The sequence below is a fragment of the Synergistaceae bacterium genome (genome assembly GCA_021372895.1).
Classification (GTDB): domain Bacteria; phylum Synergistota; class Synergistia; order Synergistales; family Synergistaceae; genus JAJFTP01.
In genome coordinates this window covers 1-18704 of record JAJFTP010000032.1, presented here as the reverse complement: position 1 = coordinate 18704, position 18704 = coordinate 1, and the positions used below count along the sequence as shown (strand labels likewise).

16 protein-coding genes and 1 tRNA gene are annotated in these 18704 nt (G+C 49.1%); all 17 read left to right on the top strand.

Going from position 1 to position 18704, the window contains the following annotated elements; translation table 11 throughout:
• Window positions 1–66 precede the first annotated feature (66 nt).
• A tRNA-Gln gene (locus LLF78_03475) sits at window positions 67–140 on the top strand.
• 252 nt (window positions 141–392) lie between these two features.
• Window positions 393–1787 (top strand): bifunctional UDP-N-acetylglucosamine diphosphorylase/glucosamine-1-phosphate N-acetyltransferase GlmU, encoded by a 1395-nt coding sequence (gene glmU / locus LLF78_03470; protein MCE5201558.1) that lies wholly within the window; start codon window positions 393–395, stop codon window positions 1785–1787.
• Window positions 1788–1801: 14 nt separating this feature from the next.
• Entirely contained in the window at window positions 1802–2761 is a 960-nt protein-coding gene (locus LLF78_03465) for a ribose-phosphate pyrophosphokinase (protein MCE5201557.1), read from the top strand.
• A gap of 87 nt (window positions 2762–2848) precedes the next feature.
• Entirely contained in the window at window positions 2849–3514 is a 666-nt protein-coding gene (locus tag LLF78_03460; protein MCE5201556.1) for a 50S ribosomal protein L25, read from the top strand.
• Window positions 3515–3541: 27 nt separating this feature from the next.
• The gene (gene pth, locus LLF78_03455) at window positions 3542–4132 is read left to right on the top strand and encodes an aminoacyl-tRNA hydrolase (protein ID MCE5201555.1); all 591 of its coding nucleotides are present in this window, start codon (window positions 3542–3544) and stop codon (window positions 4130–4132) included.
• A 41-nt stretch (window positions 4133–4173) separates the two neighbouring features.
• On the top strand, window positions 4174–7290 hold the full coding sequence (locus LLF78_03450; GenBank protein ID MCE5201554.1) for a DEAD/DEAH box helicase: 3117 nt from the start codon (window positions 4174–4176) through the stop codon (window positions 7288–7290).
• Between the two features lie 23 nt (window positions 7291–7313).
• Window positions 7314–8129, top strand: a complete 816-nt coding sequence (gene mazG / locus LLF78_03445; GenBank protein ID MCE5201553.1) for a nucleoside triphosphate pyrophosphohydrolase — start codon at window positions 7314–7316, stop codon at window positions 8127–8129.
• A 57-nt stretch (window positions 8130–8186) separates the two neighbouring features.
• Entirely contained in the window at window positions 8187–8420 is a 234-nt protein-coding gene (locus LLF78_03440) for a NifU family protein (protein ID MCE5201552.1), read from the top strand.
• Between the two features lie 25 nt (window positions 8421–8445).
• Window positions 8446–9435, top strand: coding sequence for a PhoH family protein (locus LLF78_03435; GenBank protein ID MCE5201551.1), 990 nt, complete (start codon window positions 8446–8448; stop codon window positions 9433–9435).
• A complete protein-coding gene (locus LLF78_03430) occupies window positions 9392–11479 on the top strand; it encodes an HDIG domain-containing protein (GenBank protein ID MCE5201550.1) in 2088 nt (695 codons plus the stop codon). The genes LLF78_03435 and LLF78_03430 overlap by 44 nt, the downstream gene beginning before the upstream one ends.
• Complete coding sequence (gene ybeY / locus LLF78_03425; GenBank protein ID MCE5201549.1) at window positions 11476–11985, top strand: rRNA maturation RNase YbeY; 510 nt, start codon at window positions 11476–11478, stop codon at window positions 11983–11985. Before LLF78_03430 ends, ybeY begins: the two co-directional genes overlap by 4 nt.
• Window positions 11978–12397: a cytidine deaminase gene (locus LLF78_03420; protein MCE5201548.1), complete on the top strand. Its 420-nt coding sequence runs from the start codon at window positions 11978–11980 to the stop codon at window positions 12395–12397. The genes ybeY and LLF78_03420 overlap by 8 nt, the downstream gene beginning before the upstream one ends.
• Window positions 12394–13317, top strand: coding sequence for a GTPase Era (gene era, locus LLF78_03415; GenBank protein MCE5201547.1), 924 nt, complete (start codon window positions 12394–12396; stop codon window positions 13315–13317). The genes LLF78_03420 and era overlap by 4 nt, the downstream gene beginning before the upstream one ends.
• Window positions 13314–14042 carry a DNA repair protein RecO gene (gene recO, locus LLF78_03410; GenBank protein MCE5201546.1) on the top strand — a complete coding sequence of 243 codons (729 nt, stop codon included), beginning with the start codon at window positions 13314–13316 and terminating at the stop codon, window positions 14040–14042. The genes era and recO overlap by 4 nt, the downstream gene beginning before the upstream one ends.
• A 45-nt stretch (window positions 14043–14087) precedes the next feature.
• The gene (locus LLF78_03405) at window positions 14088–14993 is read left to right on the top strand and encodes a glycine--tRNA ligase subunit alpha (protein ID MCE5201545.1); all 906 of its coding nucleotides are present in this window, start codon (window positions 14088–14090) and stop codon (window positions 14991–14993) included.
• Window positions 14993–17053, top strand: a complete 2061-nt coding sequence (gene glyS / locus LLF78_03400; GenBank protein ID MCE5201544.1) for a glycine--tRNA ligase subunit beta — start codon at window positions 14993–14995, stop codon at window positions 17051–17053. The genes LLF78_03405 and glyS overlap by 1 nt, the downstream gene beginning before the upstream one ends.
• An 80-nt stretch (window positions 17054–17133) precedes the next feature.
• The coding region (locus tag LLF78_03395; protein MCE5201543.1) for a pyruvate, phosphate dikinase at window positions 17134–18704 on the top strand (1571 nt) is incomplete at its 3' end.

Here is an 18704-nt window from a genome sequence, read left to right as displayed (position 1 = left end):
GATGAAAGTTCCATGTTGGACTTGCCTAAATTTAAACATAGAGGCTATAATGACCGTTGCACATTGTGGGGTGTAGCCAAGCGGCAAGGCAGCGGACTTTGGATCCGCCATCGATGGTTCGAATCCATCCACCCCAGCCATTGCAGGCGATACGGAGAAGGCAACGGCTGGCGGCCTCCTCATGTTTTTTGTTTTTTTACTCAACTTTCCCACCGTCTTTCCCGCATGCTTTTGAGCGGGAATCCAGCGACTTAAATATTTTGAGGGACTGGTTCTCCGCTAAAAAACATTTAGAGAAGACGAAAAACAGAGGTTTTGAATCCACTAGTAGCAAGAGGTGGGAAAGTTGAGTTTTTTATAATAAAATCGCAAATTTGAAGGGAGCCTGGGAAATGCGACACAAAAAGAAACCGTTTTGTGTTCTTGTGTTAGCTGCAGGAAAGGGCACGCGCATGTACAGCAAAACCCCTAAAGTTCTTCAGAGTATGCTTGAAGAACCGCTTCTATATTATCCGCTCTCTGCCATAACAAAGTCGGGCTTTAATGATATAGCCGTCATGGTTGGTTTTTCGGGAGAAACAGTGGAAGCGTGGTTATCCCAAGTTTTCCCTGATGTCAAAGTTCTCTGGCAGAAAGAGCAGCTGGGGACAGGACATGCTGCCAAGCTTGCTCAGAACTGGTGGTCGGAATATGAAAACGTTATGATACTTCCGGGCGACACTCCTCTTATCACATCTGATACGATCAGAATATTTGCTGAAAAGCACATATCCGGCGGCGGCTGCAGCTTCCTCAGCTTTGAACTTGAAAATCCTTACGGCTACGGACGTGTTATACGCGAAGGAACCACAGTGAGGATAGTCGAGCAGAATGATGCGTCTGACGAAGAAAAAAAATGCCGTGAGGTAAACAGCGGCATGTATATTTTCAATACAGGGATCCTTGCTTCTGTAATAGATAAAATCCAATGCGAAAATATTCAGAAGGAATATTACCTTCCTGATGCTCTGCTGCTCATACAGAATGCAGGCGGCAGCGTTGATGCAGTCAAAGTTGAAGATCCGTCAGAGTTTCTCGGTGTGAACGACCCCAGACAGCTTGCCGAAGCAGCTGCAGTTATGCGGGGCAGGATACTGGACAGGTGGATGTTGAGCGGGGTGAAATGCATGGATCCCCTGTCGACATGGATCGGCCCTAAAGCAGTGCTGGCGGAAGACGTTATAATAGAGCCGTCTGTGCAGATATGGGGGACCTCTTATATAGGCGCCGGTTCCAGGATAGGCAGTTTTACGACCCTCAGAGACGCGGAATTGGAAGAAAATGTCACCATTGTCGGTTCAGTCAGGATAAAGGGCAGCAAAATAGGGAGGGATTCCTCCGTGGGGCCCTTCGTCTTTATACGCGATAAGGCCGTACTTGCCGATGATGTCCATGTAGGGCGTTTTGTAGAGATAAAAAATAGCACTGTATCATCGGGCGCGAAAGTACCGCATCTCTCATACATAGGAGATGCGGAAATAGGCAGAAAAACTAATATCGGAGCAGGTACGATAACATGCAATTACGACGGAGAGAAAAAAAACCGTACAATAATCGGGGACAATTGTTTTATCGGCAGTGATACAATGCTGGTGGCTCCCGTTGTTGTGGGCAGCAATTCGACGACGGCCGCAGGTTCGGTAATAACCGAGGATGTTCCGGAAGGAGCTCTGGGTGTTGCCAGGGCCAGACAAAAAAATATAGAGGGCTGGTATTTAAGGAAAAAGAATATCAGGGGAGGAAATTAATAATGTCGGCAGGACTGAGAGAAGTTAAAATTTTTTCAGGGAGCGCCCATCCGCAGTTTGCGGAGAATGTATGCATGAATCTGGGCGTCCCTCTTTCGGCTTCAAAACTCTTCAGGTTTTCAGACGGGGAGATCGGAGTATCCATTGAGGAAAGCGTACGAGGCGCCGATGTATATGTTGTCCAGCCGACATGCGAACCGGCAAATGAGCACATCATGGAGCTTCTTATAATAGTCGATGCGCTGAGAAGGGCATCAGTGTACAGGGTGAACCTCGTCATACCTTATTTCGGATACGCGCGTCAGGACAGAAAAACACGCTCGAGGGAGCCTATAACAGCAAAACTGGTTGCAAACCTCCTTGAAAAGGCCGGTGCCGACAGGGTCATCTCCGCAGACCTCCATGCAGGACAGATACAGGGATTTTTTGATATTCCCGTTGATCACCTCACAGGCGGCCCGCTTCTTGCGTCATACTTTCGCCGTATCCTCAAAAAGGAAGTGGATGCAGGCCTTATATCCGTTGTATCCCCTGATATCGGCGGAGTCGTAAGGGCAAGAAAATTTGCCGAGCAGATAGGCAACGCCGACCTTGCAATAGTAGACAAGCGCCGCTCGCATGAAGTTGCAAACACATGCGAGGTTATGGAGATCATAGGTAACATTGAGGGCAAGACCGCTATTCTGGTCGACGATATAATCGACACAGCGGGTACAATGGTAAAAGCTACGGAGGCCCTGATCCAGAGGGGCGCTAAGGAAGTATACGCATGTGCTACGCATGGCGTGCTGTCCGGCCCCGCGGTAGACAGGCTGAAGAACTCCTGCATCAAGGAAGTCGTTCTGACGGATACGATCCCGATCAAAGAGGAGAAGAAGTTCGACAGGATCACTGTGCTCCCTATCTCCACGCTATTTGCGGAAGCGCTCAGAAGGATACATTCGGAACATTCGGTGAGCATCCTTTTCCGTTAGGTCTCACAAAATATTATTTAGGGAGACAGATCCGCTTATAGTATATACATATTTAAAGCATACAATATATTGAGGAGGAAATATAATATGGCAACCAAACAACAGAACCTTAAGATCGAATTTACGAAAAGAGAGACGACAGGGAAGGGTGTATGCAAGAAGCTTCGTTCAAAGGACATTCTGCCTGTTGTCCTTTATGGCCCTGGTTTTAAAGACGGGCTTCCGGGGACTGTCCCCGTAAGGATGATCTCCCAGATAGCCAACAGCGAGCGAAGGGAGACTGCGATCGTTGAGCTTGCGATGTCAGATGGCGGTATTTTTACCGCGCTTATCAGGGATGTGCAGCGCCACCCGCTGACGCAGCGGCTTCGCCATATTGATTTTTATCAGGTATTGTCCGGGCACAAGATCAAAGTTGAAATTCCGGTCCATATAATAAACAAGGAGATCTCTCCGGGGTTTAAAGAGGGAGGTCTTTTCAATCAGAGCATCCGGCTCGTCACTATCGAAGTGGTACCAAGTGCCATCCCTGAATCCATAGTAGTTGATGCAAGCGGCCTGGAGATAGGATCTGAAGTATTCGTCAAGGATCTTCCCCTTCCTGAAGGCTCAGAGCTGATTACGGATACGGATATCCTCGTTCTTAATATCATGCAGCCTAAGGCAGCTTCGGAAGAAGGTACCGCCGCCGAAGAGGGCACTGAAGAAGTAGAGGTAGTAGCCAAGGGAAAGGCAAGTAAAGAGGAAGAATAACATACAGGACAGATCAGATAATCAGTTATGAAACTTATTGTCGGACTGGGCAATCCGGGAGTTGAGTATGCCTGGACAAGACACAATGCAGGATGGCTCATGATAGATTCGTTCGTGGGCCGTCTTGGGTTGGGCGAACCACAGATGAAATTTAAGGGTGCTTTCTGGGGACCGGTGCTCTATGACTGTGAAAAAATCTCGCTGCTCAAACCCTATACATACATGAATCTCAGCGGGCTGTCTGTTTTAGAGGCTGTGCGCTATCAAAACCTTGGACCTTCCGATGTGCTGGTCATTTTCGACGACGCCGCTCTGCCCTTTGGGCGCGTCAGGATGAGGGAACATGGTTCTGCCGGCGGACAGAAGGGCATGATGTCCATACTCGGAGCGCTTCAGACACTTGATGTACCCAGACTGCGTATCGGTGTGGGGTTGCCGGAGGGGTCTGTCGATATGGCTGACTGGGTGCTGGGACGCATTCCGACGCAGCAGCGCGATAAGTGGCATAAACTTGAGGATATCGCATGGGAAGCGCTCAATCTCTGGCTCAAGAATGATATACAGAAGGCCATGAGCAAAATTAATGGTTTGAAACCGGAGGACGATAAGAAGGCATGATAGATGGACATGCCTTCTTATGAGGTATAAGTTTGACGGCAATGAATGAGAAAAACGTGTCCAATGTGAGCAGCCTCTTCGGCATAGACGAAGAGGCATGGAAGCGTAACAAGTCTGTTCACCTCGCATCAAAGGGGGCTGCGCGTCCTTGGGTGTGCCGTGATGCCTCTGTGCCGTTGCTTATTATTCTGCCAGACCAGAGGCAGACAAGGGATTTTGCCGCCGATGCCGACATGTTGGGTCTTTTTGATACGGTGGCGGTACTGCCCGAAATGACTCTGACCGAGGATGAGTCAAAATCTGAAGCAATAAAAGTTTGGAGGGGCGACATCCTTGAGCGTTTTAAAAACAACGGGGGTGTGCTTGCCGCCACGCCGGCCTCGCTTCTTGCCCCTTTTGCTATCGGAGGCGAGCGCTTTGAACTTGCATGCGGCGATGAGATAGGCAGAGACCGCCTGTTGGACTGGCTGGCCCAAAAAGGCTACGAAAGAAACGACCTTGTCTGGTCTCCGGGACAATATGTCTCAAGGGGAAGCATAGTGGATATATTCAGCCCCTCCGACAGCTTTCCTATACGGATAGAATTTTTTGACGACGAAGTCGAGAGCATACGATTTTTCCTTCCAGAGACCCAAAAAAGCATTAGGACCCTTTTCAGATGTTCCGTCCAGAGCCTTATCTCGCGTTCGGATCACATCCTCTATAAGTTTTTCCCTTACGGTATGCGCGTCATCTTTTTTGACCCCAAGGGACTTGACACAACAGCTGAGAATTCTGTGTGGCTTTGGAACGCTCTCGACAGGGACAAGCAAAATGCCATTCCGTGGCAGAAATGGGAGGACCTCTGTAATTATTTTACCGCCTTTCCTCGTGTGCGTGTTACCCAGGATATAAATAACAGCAATATTAGACTTGCGATGCACGCTTTCCCTCTTTTCAGAGGCAAGCTTAAGGATGTGGAAGCATACTGCAGTACCCTTCTGAAGGACGGCTTCACCGTGGAAGTGTTCTCGGAAGCAGAGCGTAATCTTGAATGGGCACGGATAAATGGTTTTAAGGCCAATAAGGGAATATTATCTGAGGGATTTATTGACATCTGCCAGAAACATGCTGTGATATCAGACCTTGAACTTGCAGGTGTCTATGTGTCGAGGCACATCATAGAAAACAGAGCGCCGAGCGACTGGGGCGTTGGGCTTATGCCCGGTCAATGGGTCGTACATGATGATTATGGGGTCTCGGTATATTTGGGGCCGCAGCGCGTTGAAACAGCGGACGGGGAACAGGAATATCTTGTACTCCAATTTGCTGAGGAGAGCCGTCTTCTTATCCCTGTAATGCAATTTTACAAAATCACTCCATGGTCCCCTATACCGGGGCAGGAACCGGTTGCGGATAATCTTAAAAGCTCACACTGGAAAAAAAGCGCGGCAAAAGCCAAAGAGATGGCAAAGACGGCGGCAAAAGAACTTGTCAATATTTATGCCGAGAGGGAAATTACAAAAGGATATTCTTTCGCGTCTAACAGGGAGCTCATGAGAGAACTGGAAGGCAGCTTTACTTATGTTGAGACTGATGACCAGATAAAAGCAATAAGTGCGGTTGAAGAGGACATGGAGCGGCCGGTTCCAATGGACAGGCTCATTGTCGGTGATGTCGGATTCGGTAAAACCGAGGTGGCGCTGAGAGCTGCAGGCAAAGCGGTTTTCTGCGGCAAACAGGTAGCTGTGATGGCCCCCACTACGCTTCTCGCGCAGCAGCATTATGAGACTTTTACCGCCAGGTTCGGCAACCTGCCTGTTCGCGTGGAGGTCATATCGCGTTTCGTCTCGATGAGCATGCAAAAGAAGATCCTGCAGGATCTTGCAGAGGGCAAGGTTGACATTATCATCGGCACGCATAGGCTTCTCGGCAAGGATGTCCTATTTAAAGACCTCGGGCTTGTTGTTATTGACGAAGAGCACCGTTTTGGCGTCATGCATAAGGAACTGTTGAAAAAGACAGCTCCGGGAGTAGATGTCCTTATGCTCTCGGCAACGCCGATCCCCAGGTCACTGTCACTCTCGATCAGCGGGCTGCGCGATATGTCTGTTTTACAAACCCCGCCTCAGCGCCGTTTGCCGGTAATAACGGTCGTCAGGCCATGGTCGGAGGATCTGCTCAAGAACGCAGTGTTAAGGGAAAAGAACCGTGGCGGCCAGGTATTTTTTGTCCATAACAGGATAAATGACATACAAGAACGCGCAACGATGCTGCACAGGCTTTTCCCCAAGCTGACTATTGCCGTTGCTCACAGCAGGACACCTGAGGCTCTTCTTGAAAAGACGATGATGCGATTTGCGCTTGGCGAGATCGACATACTGGTATGTACGACAATTGTTGAGAGCGGACTTGATATCCCGATGGCGAATACTTTGATAGTGGACGACGCCCATGAGCTTGGCCTTGCACAGATGTATCAGCTGCGGGGACGCGTCGGCAGACGTGAGGAGCAGGCCTATGCTTTTCTCTTCTATCCCGACGATGTCCGTCTTTCCGTCCAGGCGAGCGAAAGGCTTGAGGCGATCTCCCAGCTCGATGAGCTTGGAGCGGGCTATCAGCTTGCACAAAGGGATCTGCAGATCAGGGGCGGCGGGGATCTGATAGGCATAGCTCAGCACGGAAACTCGAGCAGAGTCGGATATCAGAAGTACTGTGACCTTCTCGCCGAGGAAATATCTAAGATCAAAGGCCTGAGCAGAGCACATGTGGATGTTGAGGTCGGATTCCCAGCGACTATCCCGGGAGACTACCTCCCTCAGGAAAATCTTCGCGTCACCCTGTACAGGCGGCTTTTGAAGGTTGAGGACATTTCTGAAGCAATTGCGCTTCGTGAAGAAACGCGTGACAGGTTTGGTAAAATCCCGCCAAGTCTTGTTTTTCTTTTTGATTTGACCTGTGTGCGTACCGCTGCTCCGGACCTCCAAATTGTCAAGATCATATGCAGCCGTGATGAGACTGTTATAAGAGGTATTCCAGACGGCGGCTGGGGGCGGCTCAAACTGCCTCCGCAGTGGATGAGAAGGCTCGACGGGTATGTAGGGCCGGGCGGATTTGCCGGGATGAAGAATCTCTCCGAAATTATACAGGAGCAATGTGCGGCAAATCTGTTAGAATAGAGAGAGTTCAGGAGGTGTGCATTTTGGTTGAACTTTGTATCGCAGCTGATAAGTTCGGCAGACTTGTTGAAATAATGAGACGCCTTCGCTCTCCGGGAGGGTGCCCATGGGACAGGGAACAGGATTATCTTTCTATCAGGCGCTATATTATAGAAGAGGCATATGAGCTCATAGAGTCAATAGAAAACGAGAACAGAGGCAATATGTGCGAAGAGTGCGGGGACCTGCTGCTGCAGGTTGTCTTTATCTCTTGTATCGCAGAGGAACGCGGCGATTTTGATATCTGCGATGTGCTGGAATGTCTGACGGAAAAACTTATCAGAAGACACCCTCATGTCTTCGGTGACGTCGATGTAAAAAATTCCGAAGAAGTTTTAAAAAACTGGGAACAGATAAAAGTCGGCGAGCGAAAGGACCGTCAAGAAGATGCGTCCCTCCTTGCCGGCATCCCGAGAGGGCTTCCGGCCCTTTTAAGAGCCTACAGGATACAGGAGCGTGCCGCAAAAGTCGGTTTTGACTGGCCTGATGGCAACATTGCACCCGTGATGGACAAGGTGGACGAGGAGATAGCCGAACTTAAGGATGCGCTGAAAGGCGGAGAAGACACACTGGCAGTCGAGGAAGAGCTTGGCGACGTGATGTTTGCGTTGGCAAACATCTCAAGACACCTGAAGGCCGACCCTGAAACAGCGCTTCACAAGGCGTGCGTGAAATTTTCGTCCAGGTTCAGATTTATAGAGGATGCTGTTTCAGAATCAGGTCGGGCATGGATAGACTTCAGCCTTGACGAACTGGAACAGCTTTGGGTCGAGGCAAAAAAATCACAAAATCGGGCATAAGTCCGGCGAATGGTTTGACCGTTGACCCGCATATAAAATAAACAGGAGGAGTAAGCTATGACAACAGAGGAAAAGGTAATCGATGTAATCAATACTAAGATTTCACCGGCACTTCAGACTCATGGAGGAGATGTGACCTTCGTTAGCTTTGACGAAACAAGCGGGACACTGTCTGTCGAACTCGTGGGCGCATGCGGGACATGTCCCTTCGCCCAGGAGACGCTGAGAATGACTGTCGAGGAAGCGATCAGACAGGAAGTTCCGGAAGTGAAATCTGTAGTAAGGGTCTGATTTTGAATTGTCAAAAGATGTGGAAATGAAGGAAGCAGAAAACAGCCTCACCCCTCTTGCCAAGTCTGATGAAGCTATCGTGACCCTTCTTGCGGGTCACGATGAGATACTCCGTATGGTGGAACAGACGTTTCCCGTTAAGATATATGCGAGGGGATCGGTCCTTTCTATAAAAGGTGAGGACGAGAAGCTCATCAGGCGCCTCGAGGATCTGCTGACGCAGTTTGCCGAGCTGTCGCTCAACGGACAGAAACTAAGCAGCGCCGAGATACGCTATGGTCTGCACCAGATAGGCATCGGCGAGACGGTAAGTTTGAAATCCCTTTACGACGAGGTAGTCTGCATAAGCAACAGGGGAAAGCCGATTCGCCCGTATACAAACGGACAGAAGGAATATACAAAGGCAATACGCGACAACGACATCACTTTTGCAATAGGACCGGCCGGAACCGGCAAGACATACCTTGCTGTTGCACAGGCGGTAGCATATCTCAAGTCCGCAAAGGTCAGCCGCATCGTTCTTGTAAGGCCTGTTGTAGAAGCAGGGGAGCGCCTGGGGTATCTTCCGGGGGATCTTATGGACAAGGTCGAACCCTATCTGCGGCCTCTTTACGATGCCTTTTATGATCTGCTCCCTACGGATAAGTTCAATCGTTATTTCGAAAAGGGAGTGATTGAACTGGCTCCTCTTGCCTATATGAGGGGGCGGACTCTCAACGACAGTTTTATTATCCTTGACGAAGCACAGAATACCACGGCAGAACAGATGAAAATGTTTCTGACCCGCCTGGGGTTCGGTTCAAAGGCTGTAGTCACGGGAGATATCACTCAGGTTGACCTGCCGGGCAATAAGGAGTCGGGACTCAAGGTCGTTCAGGATATACTTAAAGGCATACCACGGATAGCATTTGTCAGGCTGAGCAATAGCGACGTAGTGCGACACGAAATAGTTCAGCAGATTGTGAGGGCTTATGAAGAATATAGCCTGCGGGGAAAAGAAAAAAGCACCGATTGAGAAATTTTTTTCACAGGTCCTGCCTAATTTTGAGCTGAAAGCACAGAACGGACAGTATATTGTCTTCAGGCTCATACTGCTGGCTGTTGCGGTCCTTCTTATATGGACCAACTGGTATGTTTATGACCGGCAGAAAAATTACATGGTAGGCTACCCGTCAAACAAGACCTATTTCGCTATTACATCCGAACGATACGAGGACAGGGCTGCGACGCTCGATCTGCGACAGAGGGCCGCCGCCCGCATTATGGATGTTATGGTACAGGATGACAAGATCGCCGAAGAGGTAAACAGGAGGATGGAGATCCTTGAGCGCGGGGATTACGCAGCCATATTGGACACCCCCCTGCTTGATCTTTTAAAAAAACTTCAGCCTGCCTCACAGAAGAACATAATTAAAATAGTATTGGAAACAGGAAAAAAAATCCGTGACGAGGCTGAAAACAGAGAAGAACAGACGTCGCTTATCTGGAAACATCTTAAAAAAAGCAAGCTTACACAATCAGAGAGAAACGTTGCTTTTCAAATCCTGGATATAATTCTCAATCCGACGCTGCAGTCTGATTCGGAGCTGACTTCGAGGCTTAGAGACGATGTCGCGTCTCAAATCCCGTCCGTCATCAGGGATATACGCCCCGGGGCAGTTCTTGTTAACAAAGGGCAGCTTGTAACGCCGTCTTTAGCGAAACTCCTTCGGTCTCAGGGTTATCCGGATGCTGCTTTTCCGTTCAAGCAACTTGTGTTTATCCTTATTGCTATTATTTCATGGAGCTTATGGCCGGTATGGATAGAAAGAGGCCTTAAGGAAAAGCTTTCTTTTAATGAATGGGTATATGTCGCAGTGGTGCTGTCGCTGACATGGACCCTGGAACTCCTGTTTGCCAGGCTCGGCGACAGCTATTCGATGGCAGTGCTGGGGCTGACAGGCTGGTTATGCCTGACGCTGCCAGTATCTCTCTCTTACCATATAATCTTCGGAGGAGGAGCCATCAGCGTAATGATCGCATACGGGACCAACCCCGGCATCGTTGCTATCGGCTGTATGCTCGCCCCCCTTTCAGCCGGCTTAGGCAGGATCCTTTTCCTTGATTCGCCTAACCACAGGATCACAATATGGAGGGATCTATTTTTTCTGGGCCTCTGCCTCAGCGTGTTTTCTATCGTCATCCACTGGGGACTCGGCATATTTTTTACTTACAGAATGCTGCTTATGTCGCTCATGTACAGCGCGTTATGGGGCACTATTGTAGTGGCGCTGCTTCCATTGTGGGAGAACCTGTTCGATGTGATTTCCCCGCTCAGGCTGCTTGAACTCAGCCATCCGACACAACCGCTTATCAAGAGGCTGCAGCTTGAAGCACCGGGGACATACCACCATACTTTGATGGTCGGAACACTTGCCGAAGCGGCTGCCGACAAATTAAAAATGAACGGGCTGCTTGTAAAGGCCGGGGCTTATTACCACGATATAGGAAAACTTAAAAACCCGCGCTATTTTGTGGAAAATCAGCTTAAGGGAGAGAACCTTCACGACGGACTTTCTCCGTCACTCTCCGCGCTTGTGCTTATCTCACATGTAAGAGACGGACTTGAGATAGCAGAGGAGAACAAGCTTCCCAATAAGCTGCGGCGCTTTATTGCCGAGCATCACGGAACCACGGTACAGAAATATTTTTACGAAAAAGCGAAGGCTCTCGGCGAAAATATCTCAGAGGAGCAGTTCCGGTATCCGGGGCCGAGGCCGCAGTCAAGGGAAACCGCGCTGGTAATGCTCGCCGATTCAGTGGAGGCAGCTGTCAAATCCAGGAATAAGCCATTTGAAAGCATAAGGGATCTTTCACTTCTTGTCAGCAACGTGATCCGCTCAAAGGCGGAGTCCGGGCAGCTCAAAGACGTCGATTTCACAGTAAAGGATATGTATTCGATAGAGTCCTGTTTTGTTGATATACTAAGGTCCACGTACCATTCAAGAGAGGTTCGCGATGTAAGAGAGCTGGCCGACGAGAGGAACGCGGAGAAGAAGGAGCAGATGAAAAATCCATGAAAGTTCTGATTTACACAGATTGGACAGGTAAATCGGATACTAGGCCGGGCTGTATAGATGGACTGTTTATCAGAAAGCTGGAGAAGATTTTTTTATCGGCGCTTAAAGATAAAAACTGCATTCCTGTTACAGTCCGGGACGTTGAGATCTCTTTGACCTGCGTCGATGCCAATAAAATGGCCGAACTTAACAGCGGATACAGGGAGATAGATTCTCCGACTGATGTGCTCTCATTCCCGCTCTGGGAGGTCGATTCAAGCTTCATTCCCCCATCGGACTGGGAAATACTGCCCATAGGCGATATTATTGTCTGCCCTGAGATCATAGCGGGCAACGCAGCGGAAAACGGCAGAGGTTTTGATGAAGAACTTGTCCTTGTAATTTCCCATGGACTTCTGCATCTCATAGGATTTGACCACGATACGGAAGAACGCGAAGACGAAATGTGGAAAGAGCAGGATGAAATGGTCCGAGCTTTCTTTTCTGTAACCGATGATCATGAATAGGCATGTTTCTAATGAGACGACCGTAAAACTTCTTGACGCTGCTAAGGCTGCAAGGGAAGCGGCCTATGCGCCTTACTCTGATTTTCCGGTAGGAGCCGCGGTTCTTTTTGCGGACGGGGAAATCATTTCCGGGTGTAATGTGGAAAACAGCAGTTATGGGCTGTCAATATGCGCGGAAAGGAATGCCATGTCCTCAGCGGTGACCAGGGGGTACAATAACCCGATAGCCATAGCGATAGCAGGAGGACGCGGCATGCCCTGCCCTCCCTGCGGTGCCTGCAGGCAGTTTTTAGCGGAATTTAACGAGAATATGGATGTTATCATAGAAGACATAAACGGCTTTGTCGTTTATAAGCTAAGTGAGCTGTTGCCGCTTCATTTTAATTTGCAGAGCGGGAGGGAGAAGAAATGACACAAGGAAACGAAAGGCCTTTTAAATGCGGATACGTTGAGCTTTTAGGCCGTCCAAACGTGGGCAAATCATCTATAATCAATGCACTTATAAAAGAAAAAGTGGCGGCAGTCTCGGCAAAACCTCAGACAACGCGTAACGCGGTAAGGTGCATATATACAACGGAGAGTGAGCAGATAATCTTCGTTGACACTCCTGGTATCCATCGGCCTAAGCATGCGCTGGGCACATTTATGATGCAGGAGGCAGTTGATTCGCTGGCGCAGGTGGACGCGGTATGTTTTGTGGTAGATGCGGGGGACCGCTCAATAGGCGAAAAAGAGGAGATGATCCTCGAAATACTTAATAATGTGGATCTGCCGGTCATACTTGTTCTGAACAAGGCGGACAAGCTTACGAAACCGGAGCATTTCAGCAAGACCGCAGAGGTTTATCAGGAGAGGCTGCATCCTGCGGCTGTTGTGCCTATATCCGCACTTAATGGGTTCAATCTTGATCTGCTTGCCGAGAAGATAGGCGAGGTCCTTCCGGATCAGCCTGCAATATACCCGGCGGATATGCTGATGGACTCAACCGAAAGGTTTCTTGCGGCCGAAGTTATCAGGGAGAAGATATTATATTTCACTGACGAAGAGGTCCCCCATGGAGTAGCTGTGGTCGTGGAGGAGTTTAAAAGTCCCGATGAATTCCCGGAGCTCAGGACATGCGAGATAAGGGCGACGATAATTGTTGAACGAGCCGGCCAAAAGGGAATAATTATAGGGAAAGGCGGGGCAAAACTCAAAGTTATAGGGAGCTCGGCAAGGAAGGATCTTGAAAAAAAATTCGGATATCCAGTGTTTCTCGAACTCTGGGTAAAGGTCAAGCCAGGATGGCGTAAGTCGCCCGATGAACTGCGCCGTCTGGGATACAGTTTTTGATCTCATACTTTGAAATAGACAGACTGCCGCAGGGATATTACGCACAGACAGGCACAGTGCTGCAGAGAAGGGATTCCGCGAAAGAAGGCCAATCTCTTCAGCTTTTCCTGCGTGATCTTGGTCCGCGCTGGGTAAATGCTCCTGCCGCATCAGGCAAAAACAGATTCGGCGGTGCTACCGAGCCGCTTGTCTGGGGGGAGTTCTGCCTCTATCAAAGCCCTAAATATCTCTATCTTAAGGGGGCTGAGATAAAGGAGGATTTTCTCTCATTGCGTGATGACGCTTCACGGTTGATGACGGCGCTAAGACTTTATAAAATGGTATCAAAAGTTGTCATGGCAACTCACGAAAGCAATCAAATACTTACCCTCCTCTGGAGTGCAATGATCCTGCTGAAAGAAAACTGCCCGGCTCCAATAGTTGAATTCAGATTTGCATGGAAACTGCTGAATGCTTTAGGCCTTGCGCCGTCCCTGCAACAGTGCGTAAAATGCGGGGGGCGTCTTGATGCCGACGTGTTCTGGTCTCAGGATGGATTTATCTGCAGGCACTGCATACATGGAATTGATAAAAATGCCATAAGAGGCATGGAATTGAGAAACATTCAGGCTGCGGCACTTTTAAACCATCTTGATTTTATAGAATGGTCACGCTCTCAAAATTCATTTGGGATCTATGATGAACATCTAAAAAAACTGATAACGTTTTTCTCTGATATACGTTAAAATATGTCGGATATAAATTGCGCAAAGCAAAGGGGGCGGCAGCAAGTGAATTTTCAGGAGATTATAATGCGTCTGGAGAGCTTCTGGGCATCCCAGGGATGTGTCATCCAGCAGCCTTATGATATTGAGGTTGGCGCAGGCACGATGAATCCGGCAACGACACTGCGTGTTCTTGGCCCGGAGCCGTGGCGTGTCGCTTATGTTGAACCATCCAGAAGGCCGACTGACGGAAGATACGGTGAAAACCCAAACAGGCTTCAGCATTACTACCAGTACCAGGTCATTATTCAGCCTGCTCCTGCAGATATTCAGGAAATGTATCTTGAAAGCCTGAAAGTTCTTGGCATCGACCCGGAGGAACATGATATCCGTTTTGTGGAGGACGATTGGGAGAACCCGACTACGGGAGCATGGGGGCTTGGGTGGGAGGTTTGGCTTGACGGTATGGAAATCACTCAGTTCACCTATTTTCAGCAGATGGGTTCTATAGATATGGAAGTCGTTCCCGCTGAACTTACTTATGGGATAGAGCGTATTGCTATGTTCGTCCAAAAGGTTGACAATGTATATGACCTTAACTGGGTCGGCAATGTGAAGTACGGGGATATCCACCATAAGGGCGAGGTCGAGCATTCCACATATAACTTTGAAGTGGCGGACACCGATATGCTTTTTAAGCTCTTCAACATGTATGAGGCTGAATCAAAGAGGATACTTGAACGCGGACTTGTTCTCCCCGCCTATGATTATGTGCTGAAATGTTCGCACTCATTCAATCTGCTCGATGCCAGAAATGCAATAAGCGTAACTGAGCGCACAGGTTACATCGGACGTGTGAGGGCCATCGCAGGGGCTTGCTGTCAGGCCTATCTGGAGCAGCGCGCAGAGATGGGGCATCCGCTCTCCGGAAAATTTGACTTCTACGAAAAAGCGGAAGGGGGCGCTTGCTGATGTCTGCAAGGGATATGCTTTTTGAAATCGGGACGGAGGAGATACCGGCACGCTTCATGCCCAAGGCGCTTCAGGATATTTATTCATACTCGGCAGATGAATTTGCGTCCGCCCATATAAGCTGCGGGGAGATAACCGTCAGGTGCACGCCGCGCAGGCTTATACTCTTGATAAAAGATGTGGCGGATAAACAGATGGATATTGTGGAGATAGCAAAAGGCCCGATGAAGGCACAGGCGTTTGACGCTGAGGGCAAGCCCACTAAGGCTGCGGAAGGATTTGCCAGAAGCAGAGGTGTAAGCGTCGAGGACCTTACAGTACAGTCGGTAAATGGGACAGAGTATGTCGCTGCCGAAAAACGCGAGGCCGGTAAACCTACTGCGGAGGTCCTGCCCGGGATACTGGAGCGCATTATCAAAAAACTCTCCTTTCAGAAGAGCATGTACTGGGCAGACAGGGCAGTGCGTTTTGCAAGGCCAGTAAGATGGATGGTTGCCCTTTATGGCGAGGATACCGTCGATGTGAGTTTCGGAAATGTAAAGAGTGGGAACATCTCCAGGGGGCACCGTTTTATGGGAGCTGCTTCAGTGGAGATCAAGGATCCTTCAAAATATGCATCGGCTATGGCGGATAATTTTGTCGTTGCTGATCCCGAAGAGCGCAGGATGATGATACTGGACGGAATATCACAGATAGAAAAAAAACTTGGCGCAATTGTAGATGTAGACCCTGCGCTACTGGATGAGAATGTACACCTTGTCGAATATCCTGTCGTATTTTATGGCAGTTTTGATAAGGGTTTCCTTGATATACCAGAGGAAGTGCTTACACTGTCGATGGCTAAAAACCAGCGCTATTTTCCTGTAAGAGACACCGAAGGCAGGCTTATGGCCAACTTTGTCGGAGTCAGCAACAACAGGGCAAAGGATATGACAATCGTCAGGGAGGGCAATGAAAGGGTACTTCGTGCCAGGCTTTATGATGCTGCGTTTTTTTGGAAAGAGGATCAGAAGAAATCTCTGGATGTGATGGCTGAAGAGCTTAGATCAGTCACGTATCAGGAACAGCTCGGATCTGTCTATGACAAGGTCCAGAGGGTAAAGGCGCTTGCCCTGCGCATCACGGATATGCTTGCCATGAACGACATCAGGCCTTATGTAGAGAGGGCGGCAGAGATTTCCAAGGCAGACCTTGTCTCAAACATGGTATATGAATTTGCCGATGTCCAGGGAGTGATGGGCCGTGAATATGCGCGGATATCGGGAGAGCCGGATGAAGTTTCCACCGCCATATATGAACAGTATCTGCCAAGGTTTGCAGGCGATGAGATCCCATCTTCTTATTCCGGAGCGATACTTGGGCTTGCCGAGAGGGCGGATACGATTGCGGCTATATATAAGATAGGACTTGAGCCTACTTCCTCACAGGATCCATACGGGTTGCGCAGGGCTGCCAGGTGCATAAATGAGATAATATGGGGGCTTGGGCTCGATATCGACATAAACAAACTCATGGCCGAAGCTGCCGTACCGCTTGGACTGGATAAGACAACAATGGAAAAGATATCTGCTTTTCTAAGGCAGCGCATGCAGGTGCAGCTCAAAGAAAAAGGGCTTAAACACGAGGTCATTATGCTTGCTGTTCAGACTGTCCCTTCTCTGCCGCTCCAGGTTTACCGCATGGCAGGGACACTCCAGAAGAGCAGCGATGAGGCATGGTTTGCGGGGCTTATCACAGCGGCAGTCAGGGTCAAGAACCTGCTTGGCAAGGCCGGTGACGTTAGCGGCAGCATAGATCCGTCTAAATTTACGACGGATCCAGAAAAAAACCTTTATGATAAGCTGCTGCATCTAACAGTTTATGCGAAGGATGCGGTTTCGGAATTTGACTGGGAAAAACTCGCATCTATCCTTGCAGAACTTGCTCCTGTAATATCGCAGTTTTTTGAAGATGTACTCGTAATGGACAATGACCCGGCTATCCGCAGCAACAGGCTTGCACTGCTGAAAAAATGCCAGGAATTTTTTATGCAGGCCGGTGATTTCAGTCTGCTTAAATAAGCAGATACAAGCTATAGCGACATTGTGAGTTTTTTTCACGCTTCAGATTCTCTGTTACCACGATTGAGGAGGTTCTATAAATGATGAAAGCAGAAAAGTATATTTACGATTTCAGCGAAGGCGACGCCGGTATGAGGACACTGCTCGGGGGAAAAGGGGCCAACCTCGCGCAGATGTGGAAAATAGGACTTCCGGTCCCTCCTGGTTTTATCATAACAACTGAAGCGTGTCACAAGTACTGGAAAGAAAAAGATTTTATCTCATCCATCTGGGAAGATGTAGTGGCGGCAGTCGGGAGAGTCGAAGCCCTTGCCATGAAAAAATTCGGCGCCAGCTCAAACCCGCTGCTTGTATCGGTCCGCTCAGGCGCACCTGTTTCAATGCCGGGAATGATGGACACGATCCTTAACCTCGGGCTCAACGATGAAACTGTTAAAGCTCTTGCGGCAGCAGCCGGGGATGAGAGGTTTGCCTACGACAGTTATCGCAGGTTTATCCAGATGTTCTCCAATGTCGTTCTCGAAGTTGATATCGCAAATTTTGAAGCGAAACTTGATGATATGAAGAAGAAGACAGGCATAACAGAGGACAACAAGCTTTCCGCAGATTCGCTGAAGGTTCTGGTCGGAGAATATAAGGAGATAGTCAAGGCGGCTGGATTCGAATTTCCGACGGATCCGTGGAAGCAGCTGCGTCTGGCAATCGACGCAGTCTTCCGGAGCTGGAATACCCCCCGCGCCATAACTTACAGAAAGATAAATAATATTCCTGAATCTTACGGAACTGCTGTAAACGTTGTCACGATGGTTTTCGGAAATCTTGGAGACGACTGCGGGACAGGGGTCTGTTTCACCAGAAACCCTTCAACAGGGGAGAATAAACTTTTCGGAGAGTACCTTATCAATGCTCAGGGTGAAGACGTGGTAGCAGGGATACGCACACCGATATCCATCTCAGAGCTGGCAAATGAAATGCCGGAAGTATATAAGGAACTTTACCGCATAGCTAAGCTCTTGGAGGCACACTACAAAGATGCACAGGATATAGAGTTTACAGTTGAAAGAGGCAAGCTTTACATACTCCAGACAAGAAACGGCAAACGCACAGCCGCCGCTGCCGTCAAGATCGCTGTGGATATGTGCAAAGAAGGGCTTATAGACGAGGCCGCCGCAGTGTCACGGGTCACACCGGAACAAGTTGAACAGATGCTGCACCCGCAGATAGACACAAAAACCGATTATAAGAAAATTGCAAAAGGGCTTCCGGCATCTCCGGGGACTGCTGTAGGCGTCGTTGTATTCAATGCCGATGAAGCTGCGGAACGGGGGGCAAAAGGCGAAGATATTATTCTTGTGAGGCCGGAGACCACCCCTGATGACATCCATGGCCTCTTTGCCGCGCAGGGCGTTCTTACAAGCCACGGCGGCATGACAAGCCATGCGGCCGTCGTTGCGAGGGGGCTTGGAAAACCATGTGTGTCAGGATCTGAGGAAATCATGATCGATCTTGCCGCTGAGATGTTCACAGTCGGCGAAACCGTAGTAAAAAAAGGAGACTTACTCTCATTAAACGGCAGCACAGGAGATGTCATACTTGGGGCTGTTTCACTCATCGAACCGAAATTCGACGAAGACTTCAGTTTACTTCTTGC

Bases quoted from the DNA above. Each gene is read 5' to 3' on its own strand.
- glmU (MCE5201558.1), top strand. From the start codon at position 393: ATGCGACACAAAAAGAAACCGTTTTGTGTTCTTGTGTTAGCTGCAGGA.
- LLF78_03460 (MCE5201556.1), top strand. From the start codon at position 2,849: ATGGCAACCAAACAACAGAACCTTAAGATCGAATTTACGAAAAGAGAG.
- pth (MCE5201555.1), top strand. From the start codon at position 3,542: ATGAAACTTATTGTCGGACTGGGCAATCCGGGAGTTGAGTATGCCTGG.
- LLF78_03450 (MCE5201554.1), top strand. From the start codon at position 4,174: ATGAATGAGAAAAACGTGTCCAATGTGAGCAGCCTCTTCGGCATAGAC.
- LLF78_03440 (MCE5201552.1), top strand. From the start codon at position 8,187: ATGACAACAGAGGAAAAGGTAATCGATGTAATCAATACTAAGATTTCA.
- LLF78_03435 (MCE5201551.1), top strand. From the start codon at position 8,446: ATGAAGGAAGCAGAAAACAGCCTCACCCCTCTTGCCAAGTCTGATGAA.
- LLF78_03430 (MCE5201550.1), top strand. From the start codon at position 9,392: ATGAAGAATATAGCCTGCGGGGAAAAGAAAAAAGCACCGATTGAGAAA.
- ybeY (MCE5201549.1), top strand. From the start codon at position 11,476: ATGAAAGTTCTGATTTACACAGATTGGACAGGTAAATCGGATACTAGG.
- LLF78_03420 (MCE5201548.1), top strand. From the start codon at position 11,978: ATGAATAGGCATGTTTCTAATGAGACGACCGTAAAACTTCTTGACGCT.
- era (MCE5201547.1), top strand. From the start codon at position 12,394: ATGACACAAGGAAACGAAAGGCCTTTTAAATGCGGATACGTTGAGCTT.
- glyS (MCE5201544.1), top strand. From the start codon at position 14,993: ATGTCTGCAAGGGATATGCTTTTTGAAATCGGGACGGAGGAGATACCG.